This window comes from Haemophilus sp. oral taxon 851 str. F0397 (assembly GCF_000242295.1).
Classification (GTDB): domain Bacteria; phylum Pseudomonadota; class Gammaproteobacteria; order Enterobacterales; family Pasteurellaceae; genus Haemophilus.
In genome coordinates this window covers 28942-45897 of the sequence record NZ_JH591083.1, presented here as the reverse complement: position 1 = coordinate 45897, position 16956 = coordinate 28942, and the positions used below count along the sequence as shown (strand labels likewise).

The 16956-nt window shown below is 37.6% G+C and carries 12 protein-coding genes; 6 read left to right on the top strand and 6 right to left on the bottom strand.

Annotation, left to right across the window (positions count from 1 at the left end):
- Nucleotides 1–165: 165 nt before the first annotated feature.
- Entirely contained in the window at nucleotides 166–1416 is a 1251-nt protein-coding gene (locus tag HMPREF9096_RS00465) for a PqiA/YebS family transporter subunit (RefSeq protein ID WP_009500998.1), read from the top strand.
- Complete coding sequence (locus HMPREF9096_RS00470; protein ID WP_009500997.1) at nucleotides 1400–4042, top strand: PqiB family protein; 2643 nt, start codon at nucleotides 1400–1402, stop codon at nucleotides 4040–4042. The genes HMPREF9096_RS00465 and HMPREF9096_RS00470 overlap by 17 nt, the downstream gene beginning before the upstream one ends.
- A gap of 43 nt (nucleotides 4043–4085) precedes the next feature.
- Here the strand turns inward: HMPREF9096_RS00470 and HMPREF9096_RS00475 are convergent, their stop codons facing one another.
- From HMPREF9096_RS00475 to lptF, 3 genes are all read right to left on the bottom strand, one after another.
- Nucleotides 4086–4928, bottom strand: a complete 843-nt coding sequence (locus HMPREF9096_RS00475; RefSeq protein WP_009500996.1) for a patatin family protein — start codon at nucleotides 4926–4928, stop codon at nucleotides 4086–4088.
- Between the two features lie 86 nt (nucleotides 4929–5014).
- Nucleotides 5015–6091: an LPS export ABC transporter permease LptG gene (gene lptG / locus HMPREF9096_RS00480; protein ID WP_009500995.1), complete on the bottom strand. Its 1077-nt coding sequence runs from the start codon at nucleotides 6089–6091 to the stop codon at nucleotides 5015–5017.
- Between the two features lie 5 nt (nucleotides 6092–6096).
- A complete protein-coding gene (gene lptF, locus HMPREF9096_RS00485) occupies nucleotides 6097–7191 on the bottom strand; it encodes an LPS export ABC transporter permease LptF (protein ID WP_009500994.1) in 1095 nt (364 codons plus the stop codon).
- 107 nt (nucleotides 7192–7298) lie between these two features.
- On the opposite strand from lptF, the gene HMPREF9096_RS00490 reads away from it, so the two are divergent.
- Nucleotides 7299–8774 carry a leucyl aminopeptidase gene (locus tag HMPREF9096_RS00490; RefSeq protein WP_009500993.1) on the top strand — a complete coding sequence of 492 codons (1476 nt, stop codon included), beginning with the start codon at nucleotides 7299–7301 and terminating at the stop codon, nucleotides 8772–8774.
- Nucleotides 8775–8824: 50 nt separating this feature from the next.
- Here HMPREF9096_RS00490 and HMPREF9096_RS00495 read toward each other — a convergent pair whose 3' ends face one another.
- A complete protein-coding gene (locus tag HMPREF9096_RS00495) occupies nucleotides 8825–9289 on the bottom strand; it encodes a hypothetical protein (protein ID WP_009500992.1) in 465 nt (154 codons plus the stop codon).
- Between the two features lie 63 nt (nucleotides 9290–9352).
- Between HMPREF9096_RS00495 and HMPREF9096_RS00500 the strand changes: the two genes are divergently transcribed.
- From HMPREF9096_RS00500 to HMPREF9096_RS00510, 3 genes are all read left to right on the top strand, one after another.
- Nucleotides 9353–9982, top strand: coding sequence for a DNA methyltransferase (locus HMPREF9096_RS00500; RefSeq protein WP_009500991.1), 630 nt, complete (start codon nucleotides 9353–9355; stop codon nucleotides 9980–9982).
- The gene (locus HMPREF9096_RS00505) at nucleotides 9957–11474 is read left to right on the top strand and encodes an Eco57I restriction-modification methylase domain-containing protein (protein WP_009500990.1); all 1518 of its coding nucleotides are present in this window, start codon (nucleotides 9957–9959) and stop codon (nucleotides 11472–11474) included. The genes HMPREF9096_RS00500 and HMPREF9096_RS00505 overlap by 26 nt, the downstream gene beginning before the upstream one ends.
- 177 nt (nucleotides 11475–11651) lie before the next feature.
- Entirely contained in the window at nucleotides 11652–14147 is a 2496-nt protein-coding gene (locus tag HMPREF9096_RS00510) for a DEAD/DEAH box helicase (RefSeq protein ID WP_009500989.1), read from the top strand.
- A 106-nt stretch (nucleotides 14148–14253) separates the two neighbouring features.
- Here the strand turns inward: HMPREF9096_RS00510 and HMPREF9096_RS00515 are convergent, their stop codons facing one another.
- Together HMPREF9096_RS00515 and HMPREF9096_RS09440 are read right to left on the bottom strand one after the other, a co-directional pair.
- Nucleotides 14254–16281, bottom strand: coding sequence for a BCCT family transporter (locus HMPREF9096_RS00515; RefSeq protein WP_032803619.1), 2028 nt, complete (start codon nucleotides 16279–16281; stop codon nucleotides 14254–14256).
- 349 nt (nucleotides 16282–16630) lie between these two features.
- Nucleotides 16631–16956, bottom strand: a 326-nt coding sequence (locus HMPREF9096_RS09440; RefSeq protein ID WP_009500986.1) for a TOBE domain-containing protein, incomplete at its 5' end; no start/stop codon positions are given.

Below are 16956 nucleotides of genomic sequence, written 5' to 3'. Positions count from 1 at the left end.
GGTAAATATAAACCGACCTAGTTTATCGCACTTTTTACAAAATTTACAATGAATCAAAACATTGTGAATAAATTTTGCACAAAAATAGTCAAGAACACTTCCCATATATACTTAAACAAGGCTAAAATGCCCCGTTTTTAACAACCGAATAAAAGATAATCTTTCGTGCAAGAATCAAACCTCACACAAAAATCATTTCAAATTATAAAATGCGAAGAATGTGATGTTAGCGTAGAAACACCTTTAATATTAAATAAAGATGAACAAGCTGAATGTCCACGTTGTCATCACCATTTAGCGACAGGTGGGCGTTGGTCTGTTCATCGTTGTGCTATGGTTGCTTTATCGATCCTTATTTTGATGCCATTTGCCTTAGGTTATCCCCTATTAAGTCTTCATTTGTTAGGTGTCAAAATTGACGCATCTATTTGGGAAGGTATTTGGAAAATGTCAGTGGCAGGCTATGAATACACTGCCTTTATGGTGTTTATCTGTGCCGTTGTGATGCCAATTACCTTTGCAATTTTAGTCATCATGCTCTGGATTGCAAAAATTTTGCATATTAAACCACGTAGTATTTTGCTTTTTTTAGGTTATATAAAACCTTGGGTTATGTTTGATGTTTATTTAGTTGCGCTAGGCGTGACGATGTTCAAGGTGCGTGAATATGCAACACTGGAAATTAATGTTTATTTAATTCCCTTTATTTTCACCGCACTTTTGACAACCTTACTTTTTATCAAATTAAACCTTAAAGCATTATGGAAAGAGTTTTATCCCGAAAATGAACCCGCTTATGATGCAAACAACATTGAATTATGTGATGCTTGTAACTATACATTTTCAAAAAACGGTATTCATTACGATAAAAAGAACAACCCACGATGTCCGCGCTGTTTATCGCCTGTTCATATTTCAGATAATATTAAGTTACAACGCACTTGGGCAAGTTTAATTGCAGGGATTATTATGCTTTTCCCAGCAAATTTATTACCCATATCAGGCATTTATTTAACAGGAGCACTCTCTGAAGATACATTAATATCTGGTGTAATTTCTTTTGTTAACATGGGCAGTTATTTTGTTGCTTTCGTGGTATTCTTTGCGAGTATTTTTGTCCCAATCAGTAAAGCGGCAATTTTACTTTATTTACTAAGTTGTGTTCATTTTAAATGGCGACATTCTATAAAATGGCAAATACGTTTATTGCATATTGTGCATTTCGTTGGGCGCTGGTCGATGCTTGATTTATTTGTATTAGCCTTAATGATGTCACTAGTAACACGCGGTGAAATTATTAATTTTACCGTTGGTCCTGGCGCATTTTACTTCGGCGCTGCCGTATTTTGCAGCATGATTTCAACCTCACAATTTGATAGTCGATTAATTTGGAAAATTTATGACAGAGAAAAATAGTTCTTCAATGAAAGATCAACATACAGAAATGACAGCGGCAGTACGAAAAACTCGTCGTATTTCTCCATTTTGGTTACTTCCCTTTATTGCATTATGTATTGGGGCAATTTTATTCTTCCAAATTGTTAAGGAACGAGGCACAAGCATCACGATTACCTTTACCAATGGTTCCGGTATCGTTGCGGATAAAACACAAGTTCGCTACCAAGGTTTGCAAATTGGTGTGGTGAAAAAAGTAAATTTCACAGATAACATGCAAAAAGTGGAAGTTGTTGCCAATATCAATCCTGAAGCATCAAGTATTTTGCGTGAAAATACAAAATTCTGGCTTGTTCAACCAAATGTTTCACTTGCAGGAATTTCAGGTTTAGATTCTCTCGTATCAGGCAATTACATCACTCTTCAACCGGGTGATGGCGATCACGAAGACGAATTTATTGCGGAAGAACAAGGCCCCATTGCCCAAGTTTCGCCTGGAGATTTATTGATTCACTTAATTTCTGATGATTTAGGCTCAATTTCTATCGGAGCATCCGTCTATTTTAAAAAATTACCTGTGGGAAAAATTTACGATTACCGCATTAATAAAGACAATAAAGTGCAAATAGATGTGGTGATTGATAAAGCCTATGCACAGTTTGTGAAAAAAGATTCACGTTTTTGGAACATCAGTGGCATTAACGCTAACATTAGCCCATCTGGTCTAAATCTAAATGTAGAAAGTTTAAATGCAGTTGTACAAGGTGCTGTTTCTTTTGACTCTCCAACTGGCAGCCCAAAAGCAGATGAAAATAGTCATTTCACGCTCTATACCAATTTAAAAGCGGCAAAACGTGGAATTGAAGTCAACGTAAATATTCCAGCATCCGCTGGTCTCGTTGCAGGACAGACCGAAGTTTATTCTCAAGATAATCCTATCGGGATTCTTTCTAAAATAAGTGCGGTTGAAAATAACGATGAAATTTTAGAGGGCAGTTTATTGATAGATCCAAACCAAGCCTCTTTATTTAAAGCGAACAGCAAAATCGTACTTCGCAATAAAAAAACGGATCTTGGTAATTTATCTGATCCCAAAAAATTCTTTCGTGGCGAATATTTTGATGTCATTGCTGGAGATGGTGAAACTAAGCATCAATTTGATGTCATTAAAGAAAATGAGTTATTACTCAATGCACCTAATACATTAGTTTTAACACTTACCGCACCAGAAAATTATGGTGTAAGTGAAGGGCAAAATGTGTTTTATAACAACATGCCAATCGGACAAATTGTTTCACAAAAAGTGGATGTAAATGGTGTGCAATTTAAGGCAGCAATTGCATCCGAATATCGTAATTTAATTCACGAAAACACACAATTTGTCGCAGCAACCAACTTTGATATCAGCGTTGGACTAGACGGATTGCGTTTTGAGTCCGCTACACCAGAAAAATGGTTACAAGGTGGCGTACGAGTATTAACGAAACAAGGTCAGGGAAAAGCTAAAGATAGCTATCCGCTTTATCAAAATATCAGCAATGCTGAACATGGCATCATAGGAAATATTCTTACGCCAACGATAACCTTACACACCCAAACGTTACCAAGCATTGATAAAGGTTCTCTCGTACTATATCGTCAATTTGAGGTGGGAAAAATTTTAAATATTAAACCTCAAACGAATAGCTTTGATGTTGAAGTTTATATTTACCCTGCCTATCAACATTTGTTGACAGATAAAAGCCGTTTTTGGGTAGAAAGTGCGGCGAAAATTGATATCACACCTAAAGGAATTAGCATTCAAGCGACGCCACTTGCTCGTTCATTAAAAGGTGCAATTAGCTTTGATAATAGTGGTTCGGGCAATAATCGAACACTTTACGCCAATGAAAGTTATGCAAAATCCATCGGACTTGCAATCACCTTAACGGCAGATGATGCAACCAATCTGAGCAAAGGGATGAGTCTGCGATATTTGGGTTTAGATGTGGGGCAAATTGACAGTATTCAGCTTGATGCCAAATCTAAACGCATCACTGCAAAAGCGTTAATAAACCCAAATTATATGAATATGATTGCAAAAGAAGGTTCTAACTTTACGATTATCTCACCACAAATTTCAGCCGGTGGAATAGATAACCTTGATAGCTTATTGCAACCTTATATCGATATTGAAATTGGGAATGGTAAACCAAAAACACAATTCAATTTAGCTCAAACAGGGCCACAACGTAATAAATTTAGTAATGGTACGCCGTTTATTTTAGAAACACGTGATGCAATGAATTTAAGTGAAGGTTCACCAATTCTTTATCGAGGCGTAGAAGTGGGTACAGTGAAAAAATTTGAGCTTAACAGTCTTGGTGATCGCGTCTTAGTTCATATCGCAATCATGCCGAAATATAGCCATCTTGTTCGACAAAATACAGAATTTTGGATTGCATCTGGTTATGACTTTACCTTAGGCTGGAAAGGTGCGGCATTTAATACAGGAAGTATTCAACAGTTGCTAAAAGGTGGTATTTCTTTCTCCACACCAGCAGAAAAAGAAATTCAACCACAGGCGCAGCCAAACAAACGTTTCTTACTTCAGATAAAGCGCCCTGAAGAAGTACAAACTTGGGGAAGCGGCGCGTTACCACAATAAATAAAAAATGGATTAAACGGTAAAAGGTTTAATCCATTTTTTATTATCGATTTAAATAGTCCAATAAATTTTTCCACTGTAATTGCATATCTTTCATACCAAGTTCATACATTGCCTGCAATTTATTCGGATCTTTTTCAATGCGCTTAATCTTCAAATCAACAGAAGGTCGAATAACGAAAATATCGCCTTTTTCTGCTAGCTTAATCACATTTTCAACTTGTCGATTATACATGGCATAACGCTGATTTACGGCATCTGCAAAATGTGGATAATGTCGATAAAACCATTTGGCAATCCAAGTCATTGGCTTAGATTTTCTATAATCTAAAGTGCGGGTAAGAATAACAATGATTTTATCATATCCTAACTTCTGCATTTGTTCGACAGGAATAGAATCTGCAATGGCGCCATCCAAATAAGGAATACCGTCTATCTCAACCGGACGAGAAACATAAGGCATCGCAGAAGTGGCACGCAACACCTCCATTTGAGCCAAAGGATCTATTAATTTGACATATTCTGCTTGCGCAGTTTGTAAGTTAGTTACAGCTACATAAAAATCTATATCTGATTCTTTAAACGTTTTATTATCAAATACATCATATTTGAAAGGTACTTCATAAAAAGCAAAATCTTTATTCACGATATTGCCTGTGCTCACCAAACTTTTAAAACTGATATAACGCTTATCTGATATAAATTTCTTGTTATAACGAATTGCACGCCCTTTTTGCCGAGAAGGATAATTAACACCAAACAATGCACCTGCGGAAACGGAAATGATACCATTAACCCAAAAATCTTTATCTAAGAAGGTATCTAGTACACCCGCGGTGTACATGCCTCGCATCGCCCCACCTTCTAATACTAAGCCAATTTTCATTTATTTTTTAACTTCTTCCATTTGAAAACAACACATAAAAATATTGCGTGCCATTACTGAACACGCAATTATTTTAACAATCTGAATTAATCCCGTTTCCGACTCAGCAACCACCAAATCATCACAATAAATAGCAAACTTGGCATTAGCGCACCGAAAACAGCAGGCATGTTATAAACAACGCTCATTTGCCCGAAAATTTCATTTACGACATAGAACAAAAAGCCAAAACAGATGCCCGTTACAATTCTAGCTCCCGCTGTCACACTACGTAACGATCCAAAAATAAAAGATAATGCCAATAACATCATCACACCAACAGACACAGGTTGAAAAATTTTCCGCCAGAATGTGAGTTCAAAGCGACTCACATCCTGACCTGTTTCACGTAAAAATGAAATGTAATTATACAAACCTGAAATAGATAGTGATGTAGGACGTAAAGAAACAGCGCCTAATTTATCTGGCGTTAAATTTGTTTCCCATTTTTCCGATAAGCGATTACTTGTCGTGATTTCATCTTTGCTAATCGTAGAATGGTTCACTTGACGTAAGGTCCATTTACTTTCATCTTCCGAATAACTTGCTTGGTTAGCATGTTTCAACTCCGTCAAATTACGATGCTGATCAAAAGTATAAATATAAATATCGTTTAATTTTGCGTCATCAGTAACACGTCGAACAAACACAAAATTATTACCATCTTTTGCCCAAACCCCATTTTTCATCGAAAGCATTGAACCATCAGAAAGCGCTCGAGCACGCATATCACGTGCGAACTGTTCTGTTTGCGGAATCCCCCACTCACCAATCACCATGGTTAACAACACTAGTGGTAATGCGGTTTTCATCACTGCCATACCAATTTTAAAACGAGAAAATCCAGCAGCTTGCATAACAACGAGTTCGCTTCGACTTGCAAGGTTGCCCAAAGCCATTAGCGCACCAAGCAATGCTGCCATAGGAAAGAAAGTTTCAATATCTTTTGGAATGGTTAACCCAGTAAAAGCCACCGCTTGCCAAATATCATAAGTGCCTTTACCTACGCTACGAAATTGTTCCACAAATTTGATAATGGCAGAGAGCCCAACTAATGTAAGCAAAGTAGCAAAAATTGAGCCAAGAATACTTTTTCCAATATAACGATCGAGGGTATTCATCATTTTGCTTATCCTTTTCTACTGAATAAATGGCGGAATTTATACATCGCAGCACTATCCCAACCATTTAATACGATACCAAGCAATAAAAAGCCAATATTAACGAGAGGCATAAAAATAGCAGCATCTAATTTTCCTGCTGCCCCCGCAGATTTAAAGGAACTTTGCAATAAGAAATAAATTAAATAGAGTAAAAGTGCGGGTAAAATTTTGGCAAATCTACCTTGTCGAGGATTGACACGACTTAATGGCACAGCAATTAACGCCATGAGTGGAACAGCTAGGATTAATGTTATACGCCAATGCAATTCAGATTTCGCCGAAGGAGAATCTAAACCGATAAGTTGAGACAATGTTAATTCGGCTACTTCATCATTCGTATTTTCTGTTTCCTGATGACCTAAATAGGCTTGATATTCATCAAAATGCGTAATGCGGAAATCAGGCAAAACAGACGTGCCTTCAACTCGTTGCGTATTTTGTAAATTCAGAATTTGATCGCCATTTGGCAGCGCTTTTAATTCGCCTTTTTCAGCAGTCACAACTGACGGTTTCGTTTGTCCTTTTGGTGCAGTTTGGAACAAATACACGTCATTGATTTGATTTCCCTTGATACTATCAATAAATAAAACAAAATTGTTGTTATTCGTTGCTATAAACTGACCAGAAGCAAGCGCCCCCATTGTTGGATTCGCTTTGGCATCTTCCACAATTGCAGCTTGTTTTTGAATTGACCAAGGCGAAAGCCACAAGACGTTATAAGCAGCAAGTCCCGCAGTAATCAATGAAAGCATTAACGCCACACGCACTAAAACACGTTGCCCGACACCACAAGCACGCATCACCGTTATTTCACTTTCGGCGTAAAGACGCCCAAAAGTGAGTAAAATCGCAATAAACAAACATAATGGCAACATCAATTGTGCCATAGCAGGCATGCCTAGCCCAAGCAAGGAAAATACCAAATCAGCTGGCACTTTACCATTAGCCGCAGATCCCAGTACGCGCACTAACTGCTGAGAGAAAAAAATCAGCAATAAAATGAACAAAATGGCGACTTGGCTCTTAAATACTTCTTTCGTTAAATATCGAATTAAAATCATCTTATTTCGTTTATTTTTATAAATCTAAAACGGGGGAAAACTGGATAAAAGCGGTCGCGTATGATACCTTATTTTCGCTGAATTAAACAGAAATTTAAGGACATCAAATGAAATATCAAGCAAAAAATACCGCACTTTCTCAATCCACTGATTGCATTGTTTTAGGCGTATATGAGAACAATGAATTTTCAAAAAGTTTTAATGAAATCGATCAATTAACCCAAGGCTATTTAAACGATTTAGTGAAATCAGGTGAGCTAACTGGCAAATTAGCCCAAACTATTTTACTTCGAGATCTTCAAGGTCTGGCTGCCAAACGCGTGTTAATCGTTGGCTGTGGCAAAAAAGGAGAACTCACGGAGCGTCAATATAAACAAATCATCCAAGCTGTCTTAAAAACGCTAAAAGAAACCAACACACGTGAAGTAGTTTCTTATTTAACTGAAATTGAATTAAAAGATCGCGATCTTTATTGGAATATCCGCTTTGCCATTGAAACAATTGAACACACCAATTATCAATTTGATCATTTTAAATCTCAAAAAGCAGAAGCCTCTGTTTTAGAATCTTTCATCTTCAATACGGATTGTGAGCAAGCACAACAAGCTATTTCTCACGCCAATGCGATTAGCTCTGGCATAAAAGCAGCACGCGATATCGCAAATATGCCACCAAATATCTGCAACCCTGCTTATCTTGCTGAGCAAGCAAAAAATTTAGCAGAAAATTCTACCGCACTTTCTTTGAAAGTTGTGGATGAAGAAGAAATGGCAAAACTTGGAATGAACGCTTATCTTGCCGTCTCAAAAGGCTCTGAAAACCGTGCTTACATGTCTATTTTGACATTCAATAATGCACCAGATAAAAATGCCAAACCAATTGTACTTGTCGGCAAAGGATTAACCTTTGATGCGGGCGGTATTTCACTTAAACCTGCTGCTGACATGGATGAAATGAAATATGACATGTGTGGTGCTGCTTCTGTCTTCGGCACAATGAAAGCCATTGCAGAGTTGAACTTGCCATTAAACGTTATTGGTATTTTAGCTGGTTGTGAAAATCTGCCAGATGGTAATGCTTATCGCCCTGGCGATATTCTCACCACCATGAACGGTTTAACCGTAGAAGTGCTCAATACCGATGCGGAAGGTCGCTTAGTCCTTTGTGATGCCCTTACTTATGCTGAACGTTTTGAACCTGAGCTTGTTATTGATGTTGCAACCTTAACTGGTGCTTGTGTGGTTGCGCTTGGACAACACAATAGCGGCTTAGTTTCTACAGATAACGATCTTGCCAATGCACTACTCTACGCAGCAACAGAAACCACAGACAAAGCGTGGCGTTTACCATTAAGCGAAGAATATCAAGAGCAACTTAAATCACCTTTCGCCGATCTTGCCAACATTGGCGGACGCTGGGGTGGCGCAATTACTGCCGGTGCATTTTTGTCTAATTTCACGAAAAAATATCGCTGGGCACATTTAGACATTGCTGGTACGGCTTGGTTACAAGGCGCCAATAAAGGCGCAACCGGTCGCCCTGTTTCTCTATTAACACAATTTTTGATTAATCAAGTTAAATAAAATAGGCATGAAAATAACCGCACTTTTGAAAAGTGCGGTTATTATTCATATTATTTCCCCGAACGATAAGCCTTATCCATCGCCATAATCACCTCACGTACCACTTTTTTCTGCTCTTGTGGCAAATTCAAGAACATCTGAAAAAGCGTCTGATCCTGATAACTTGCCGCGCTTTCCCAAATATGCTTATTCGGCTCTTTTTTCTTTTCTAATTTTGCAACTTGATAGGCCTTTTCATCTGATACTAATTCTTGAATATCAATTTCTAACCATTTCGCTAAGGTTTGTAAGCGAGCAAGCGAAGGCAATCCCTCCCCTCTTAACCAGCGAGCGACAGCGTGCAAACCAATCGGCTTACCATAATGACGTAAGTTAAATTCACGCTCAATTACCGAGGCTTTTGGTTCATAGCCCTTCTCAATCAAGATCCGACGTAAATTTGTTGCAAATTTTTCTTTTTCATTCATATCTGCAACTTTAAACAGATCTTTTTGATTTACGAAAATCTTGATCAAAAATTACGTAACAATTATTATAATTACGCATTAAGTTACGCTTAAAGTTACGTTAATTACGTTATGACCAAACAAATTAAATCAAAACAGCGTGTTGCGGATCACGGGGAGGTGTTTACTCGTGAGCAAGAGGTGAATGCGATGTTAGATCTTGTTAAAGATGAAACCTTACGGATTGAATCCCGTTTTCTTGAGCCTGCTTGTGGCGATGGCAATTTTTTAATTCAAATTTTGAAAAGAAAATTAGAAATCGTTGAAAAAAACTACCGCACTTCACAACGAGAATACGAGTTTTATGCTGTGCTAGCGATTTGCTCTATTTATGGCATTGAGCTTTTAAAAGATAACGTAGAAGCCTGTCGCAAGCGGTTACTTTCTTATTTTATTTTGCAATATGAACAAACATTTCCCAACCAGACTAATCCTGATTGCATTGCGGTGGTGACTTTTATTCTGAGCCTGAACATTGTGCAAGGAAATGCCTTAACGATGTGCTACACCGAGAGTCAAAAATTTTTGCATTTTTCTCAATGGTCGCCCGTGTCGTTTCCTCGCAAATTTTCACTCAAACGACATGATTTCCAATATCAATATTTGGTGGATAACGCGGGTTCGCCTTATCAATCCTTACAAGAATTTCGAAGCTGTTATTTTCTGGACATCCAAAATGCAAAACCCATCGATAAACTATAACCCTGACGTGCTTTCTTGCTTGGCGAATTTATCAAATGATGAAGTGTTTACCTCGCCTGCACTTGCCAATCAAATGTTGGATTTATTGCCGCAAGAATTATTCCGTTCATCAAAAACAACATTTCTCGATCTTGCCACTAAATCAGGCGTATTTTTACGAGAAATTGCCAAACGGTTATTGGAAGGGCTGAAAGACGAAATTCCCGATTTACAAACACGAATTAACCATATTTTAACCAAACAAATTTTTGGCTTAGGCATCACCGAACTCACTGCCTTACTTGCCCGTCGCACACTTTATTGCAGCCGTGAAGCCAATGGGAAATATTCTGTTTGTGAGGGATTTAACAATCCGCAAGGCAATATTTTTTATTCCCCTCTAAAACACCAATGGGAAAATGGACGTTGCGTGAAGTGCGGTGCAAGCGAAAAAGTTTATGACCGTAGTGATGAATTAGAAAACCACGCCTATTCCTTTATTCATCAAGATTTAGCCAATATCAATGAGAAATTACCCGTGAAATTTGATGTCATTATCGGCAATCCGCCGTATCAGTTGAGTGATGGTGGTGCACAAGCTAGTGCCAAACCGATTTATGATCAATTTGTTCAACAAGCCATTAAATTACAGCCGAAATACCTTTCGATGATTATTCCGGCAAGATGGTTTACCGGTGGGAAAGGTTTAGATGATTTTCGTGATCAAATGCTCAATGACCGACGAATTTCAGAAATTCATGATTTTCCAAATTCAAGTGATTGTTTTACTGGTGTAGAAATTAAAGGTGGGGTTTGTTATTTCCTTTGGGAAGAACAACACAACGATGATTGCTTAATTGTGACACATGAAAAAAATTCGCAAATTTCTGAAATGAAACGACCGCTTAAAGAAGAGGGATTAGATTTTTTAATTCGTTATAACAGTGCTGTTCACATTTTAAGGAAAGTAAAAGAAAAAGAAGAAAAAAGTTTTAGTGATGTAATTAGTGGAAGAAAGCCATTTGGATTGGCAACAAATTTTAAAGGAAATTCTGTACCGTATAAATCATCAGTTCATAACGTAAAACTTTATCAAAATAAAGGTACTGGTTATGTAAAACAAGAAGATATACCTGTTAATAAGCAATGGATTCATACTCATAAAATTATTGCACCTTATGCTGTGGGTTCCGGAGATAGTAAAACCGACTGGGTAAAACCGATTTATGCCGAACCCAATACCGCTTGCACGGAAACTTATCTTGTTATGGGACCATTTGAAGATAAGCAAACTTGTGAAAATGTAATGAGTTACATTAATACGCGTTTTTTCCATTTTATGCTTACGCTCAAGAAAAATACCCAACATACCACTAAAAAAGTCTATGAACTCGTTCCAATGCAAGACTTCTCTAGACCATGGACAGACAAAGAACTCTATGAAAAATATCAATTAACCCAAGCGGAAATTGAATATATTGAATCAATGGTTCGCCCGATGACAAATGAATAACGCTCAAGATCCCCCTCTTTAGAAAAGAGGCGTTAAGGGAGATTTGATTGCGATCTTAATTTCTCATGGCTTCGTTTTCATTCCTGCCAAATCTCCCCCTGCCCCTCTTTGCTAAAGAGGGGAGTTTTTGAGCAAAATTTATATTTTATATGCCTGTAATATCACAAAGGAAAAACAATGAACTATCTTTCACCGCTACGCCGCCCGAGAATTTACGCCTACGCTGACACCCGTTATCCCAATTGCCTAAAAGTCGGTTACACCACAAGAACCGTAACGGAACGCTTAAAAGAACAATATCCTGTTGTATTACCTTCCCAAAGTTATCGTATTGAACTAGACCAAGAGGCAATCCGTGAAGATGGCTCATTTTTTACCGATCACGAAGTGCATCAAGTTTTGCTGAAACATGGCGTAGAACGTCTTGATGGAGAATGGTTTAAATGTGATTTAAAAGCAGTACAAGCAGCATTATTGGAAGTAAAAACGGGCGTAGTGCAGAAACGCCAAGCGGTTTTTAACTTCGGCATGCGGCCTGAACAGCAAAGTGCGGTGGAAAAAGCGGTTGATTATTTCCAAAATTTTGCAAATGACCCACTTAATCAAGATAAAATTCCCCATTTTCTTTGGAATGCCAAAATGCGTTTTGGGAAAACCTTTGCAGCGTACCAATTAGCAAAAAGAATGGGGTGGAAGAAGGTATTAGTACTAACGTTTAAACCTGCAGTACAAAACGCGTGGCAAGAAGATTTAGAAAATCACCTTGATTTCCAAGATTGGTCGTTCGTGACGGAAGAAAAAGATTGGCAAGTGAATGCCAATTTTCCGCAGGTTTGTTTTGGTTCGTTCCAAGATTATTTGGGCAAAAGCAAAGCGGGCGGGATTAAGCTCAAAAATGAATGGGTACACGCTATCAATTGGGATTGTGTGGTTTTTGATGAATATCACTACGGGGCGTGGCGCGACAAGGCGAAAGATCTCTTTGCCGATAACGATTGGGAGAAAGAGCAATCCAAGCAACAGCAAGCCGAAGAGCACGAAATGGAGCTTGATTCGCCCAACTACTTTGATGAGGAATTGTTGCCAATTACCACAGATCACTACCTTTATTTATCAGGTACGCCATTCCGTGCCATCAATTCGGGTGAGTTTATTGAAGAGCAAATTTTCAACTGGACGTATTCCGATGAACAAAAAGCCAAAAATGCGTGGGAGGGTGAAAATAACCCTTATTTAGCCTTGCCGAAAATGGTGATGCTCACTTATCAGTTGCCTGATGAAATCCGAGAAGTTGCCTTAAAAGGAGAGTTTGCTGAGTTTGATTTAAATGTATTTTTCTCTGCTACAGGTGAAGGAGAAAAAGCGAAATTTAAATACCAAAATGAAGTGCAAAAATGGTTAGATCTTATTCGTGGGCAACTACTTTCTACTACGGTAGATAATCTCAAAATGGGAGCAGATCGCCCACCAATGCCATTTAGTGATGTCAATTTATTAGGCAGTTTGTTACACACCCTTTGGTTCTTACCAAATGTGGCAAGCTGTTATGCAATGCGGAATTTATTAACTCAACCGCAAAATACGTTTTACCACGATTATCAAATTATTGTGGCGGCAGGCAATGAAGCAGGCATGGGGGCTGATGCATTAATTCCTGTGAAAAAGGCGATGCAAGATCCGCTTAAAACCAAAAGCATTACGCTTAGCTGTGGCAAATTAACGACAGGTGTATCCGTTGCACCTTGGGCAGGGATTTTTATGTTGCGAAACCTTGCCAGCCCGGAAACTTATTTCCAAGCAGCTTTCCGTGTGCAAACCCCTTGGGTATTACGTGGACAAGATCCGAATAATCCCAATGCACAATGTATTCTAAAAGAGAATTGCTATGTGTTTGATTTCGCACCAGACCGAGCATTGCGACAACTTGCCGATTACAGCTGCCAACTGAATACGGAGAGCATTAACCCTGAGCGTAAAGTGGCAGAGTTTATTCAGTTCTTGCCTGTGCTAGCCTATGACGGCAGTTCAATGCGACCAATTGATGCATCGGGTATTTTAGATATGGCGATGAGTGGCACAACGGCAACACTTTTGGCACGCCGTTGGGAAAGTGCGTTGTTGGTGAACGTGGATAATGACACACTTAGAAAACTGAAAAATAACGAGCAGGCAATGAAAGCATTGATGAATATTGAAGGCTTCCGTCAGTTAAATTTAGATTTAGAAACCATCATCAATAAATCAGAAGCAGTCAAAAAAGCGAAAAAAGAGGCTGGGGATAACCCAACATCACAACAGAAAAAAGATATTTCGGAGGAAGAAAAAGCGGAAAAAAATTTGCGTAAACAGATTCAAGAAAAATTGATGAAATTTGCTACGCGTATTCCGATTTTTATGTATTTGACCGATTACCGCGAATATATGTTAGAAGATGTGATCCGCCAACTAGATAGTGAATTATTTAAAAAGGTGACAGGCTTAACGCAAGCCGATTTTGATTTGTTAGTCAGCCTTAATTTGTTTAATAAAGGTTTAATGAACGATGCTGTATTTAAATTCAAACGCTATGAAGATAGCAGTCTTGAATATACCGGTATTGTGAAACATCATCCAGAACAAATCGGTCTTTATGATACCACTGTGGATATTCGGGAATATAAAGGAGAATATTAGTTTTCGTTTTTTAAAAATTGTGGATTGTTAGTAATCCACAATCTTTAAATATTAACTAAGAATTAAATAACCAAAAACCGAGGAATACGTTGCACCTTTAAATCGATTACTCTGCTAGTTCGGTTTGCTCATGTGCCATTAACTCTTGCCCCACATCATCAAGCAAACTTAGATAACGTTCATATTGTTTCAACATATCTGCAATCAATTCATCTTGATCCATATATTGAACATCGTAACCTACTCGTCCATCAAAGAAATAAGTGTAAGGCTCGTAAGTAACACTATGCTGAATGTGCGGTAGATTTTCATCGTTAATTAATTGCTCTGACACTTCGCGCCCAACAGATTTAATACCATACATAAAATCTCGCATTGATTCTTTATGAATTACCAATTCCAAAGCTGGCTCTTCTTGTTCAAATAATGTGTTGATTTCTACACTTAAATTATATTTTCCTGCTAATTCTTGACGTAATTCTCGCATAGCAGGTAACGCCGTATTTTTAAGAAAACGTAAAATATCTTTCTCTTGTGTTTGGTTCATCATTTGCTCTAAATGTGATTTCCATTTATCGCCGCTCCAGAAAATGCTAGTTGGATTGACTTTAGTAGAAAAATATTTTTTATCCGCAATTAAGCCTTTCCATAAACTAAAACACATTACCAACATCAATAAAGCAAAAGGCAAGGCAACAATTAATGTCATTGTTTGTAAATTAGCTAGTCCACCAGATTGCATAAGAACAATCGCGACAACTGACATCAAAGTTCCCCACATTATCGCTTGCCATGCAGGCGAAACTAAACTTTTATCACGAGATGCAATGTTATTTAACACATAAATGCCTGAATCTGCTGAAGTGATAAAAAACAATGAAATCACTAATAAACTCACAAAACCAGTTATTGTTGGCAAAGGCAGATAATTTAAAAATTTAAATAATAAAATTTCTGGAGAAGAAATAAATTCGCCAAGCCCACCCGCAGCAATGCCATCATTTAGCCATACCGCTGTATTACCAAAAACAGTAAACCATAAAATACCAAATAAACTTGGAATAACTAATACACCAAAAATAAATTCACGGATAGTTCGTCCTTTAGAAATACGGGCAATAAATAAACCCACAAACGGAGCCCAGGAACACCACCAAGCCCAATAAAGCACAGTCCATCCACTAAACCAGCCAGTATGTTCTTGTTCATAAGCATAAGTTTTAAAACTGAGTTGCACTAAATTGCTGAAATAATTACCAATGTTGTCGCTAAAGGCAGATAAAAGGTATAACGTAGGCCCTGCAATTAAAACAAAAAGAAGTAAACCAAATGCTAAAGTTAAGTTAATTTCACTTAATATTTTCACTCCTTTTCCAACACCAGAAATGGCAGAAAACACCGCTAAACACATTACCACAACAATAACGCCAACTTGTAAAGCAAAGCTGTTCTGACTTATCCAACCTATTTGTTCAAGCCCGGCACCAAGCTGTGATGAACCGAAACCTAATGTGGTAATAATCCCAAATAATGTAGCAAGTAACGCCATAACATCAATTGCATCGCCGATTTTGCCATTAATACGATCTTTTAATAAAGGATAAAAACAAGAGCGCAACGCTAAAGGTAATTTATAACGAAACCCAAAATAAGCTAATGCTAAAGCAATGGTGCCATATACTGCCCAAGCGTGAATGCCCCAGTGGAACAGGGTGTGAAGTAAAGCTTCTTGTTGTTTATGTTCGGATGAACCCGTTGTAATGTCTGAAAGATAATGGGTTAATGGTTCTGCTACGCCAAAAAACATCAGCCCAACCCCCATTCCAGCGGCAAATAACATCGCAAGCCAAGATAAGAAACTAAATTCAGGTTCTTCTTCATCCTGCCCTAGTTTTATATTGCCAAGATTACTTACTGATAAAATTAATAAAAATCCTAAAAACACTGAAAAAGTGAGAACATAAAACCAACTAAAATTGGCAAAAATGCTAGTTTTAGCTTGATTCAATAATGCTTGCGTTTGTGCTGGGACAATCAAAATCATCGCCACAAGTAACAACACAAAAAATAATGTAACGCCAATTACAAAAGGATTAAATGACGTTCGCTTTTTCATAAATTGAAATAAAAACAAACTTTTCTCCTTAAAAATTAAGTGAGTAAATTAAAAATTAGATTTTATAAAGTTGCCTAAAGGCAAAAGTGTGTAATGGAACCACTACAAATGACAGCACATAGAAGTGCGATTTTGAAGGAAACGTTCAGTAGAAATTGAAGGTTTGTTTCCTAAAAGCTAATACATGATAACAAAATGTAGTTATTATTTCAAATTAGTGAATATTTGTTTAAAAGTGCGGTGAACAATCAAATATTTTTTCTTTATATAATTTTCTAAAATAAATCTTGATAAAGAAAAGGTTAGGATGAACTTTATTATTAATAAAAAACCGCACTTGGAGAAAAACAAAGTGCGGTCATTTTTACTACATTACCGACACCGCTTTAATCTGAACATAAACATCCTGCCCAATAGAAAAACGCAGTTCATTTTGCGCCCATTTACTGATACTTGCCCAAATCTTATGCCCTTCCACCAATACGGCAAGATCCACTCGAGAATCTTGTATCTCAATTTGTGCAACTTGGCCACGTAAAATATTACGAATGCTTGTTTGTTCTGGCTTTTGCAGTGTAATAGAAACATCTGAACTATAAATACAAACTCGCACTCGCTCGCCTACATTCTCGGGCACTTGATGAATCCAAAGTGCTTGCTCGCCTAACGAAAGTGCGGTCATTTTATAAGGTG

Bases quoted from the DNA above. Each gene is read 5' to 3' on its own strand.
- HMPREF9096_RS00470 (WP_009500997.1), top strand. From the start codon at position 1,400: ATGACAGAGAAAAATAGTTCTTCAATGAAAGATCAACATACAGAAATG.
- HMPREF9096_RS00475 (WP_009500996.1), bottom strand. From the start codon at position 4,928: ATGAAAATTGGCTTAGTATTAGAAGGTGGGGCGATGCGAGGCATGTAC.
- lptG (WP_009500995.1), bottom strand. From the start codon at position 6,091: ATGATGAATACCCTCGATCGTTATATTGGAAAAAGTATTCTTGGCTCA.
- lptF (WP_009500994.1), bottom strand. From the start codon at position 7,191: ATGATTTTAATTCGATATTTAACGAAAGAAGTATTTAAGAGCCAAGTC.
- HMPREF9096_RS00490 (WP_009500993.1), top strand. From the start codon at position 7,299: ATGAAATATCAAGCAAAAAATACCGCACTTTCTCAATCCACTGATTGC.
- HMPREF9096_RS00500 (WP_009500991.1), top strand. From the start codon at position 9,353: ATGACCAAACAAATTAAATCAAAACAGCGTGTTGCGGATCACGGGGAG.
- HMPREF9096_RS00505 (WP_009500990.1), top strand. From the start codon at position 9,957: ATGCAAAACCCATCGATAAACTATAACCCTGACGTGCTTTCTTGCTTG.
- HMPREF9096_RS00510 (WP_009500989.1), top strand. From the start codon at position 11,652: ATGAACTATCTTTCACCGCTACGCCGCCCGAGAATTTACGCCTACGCT.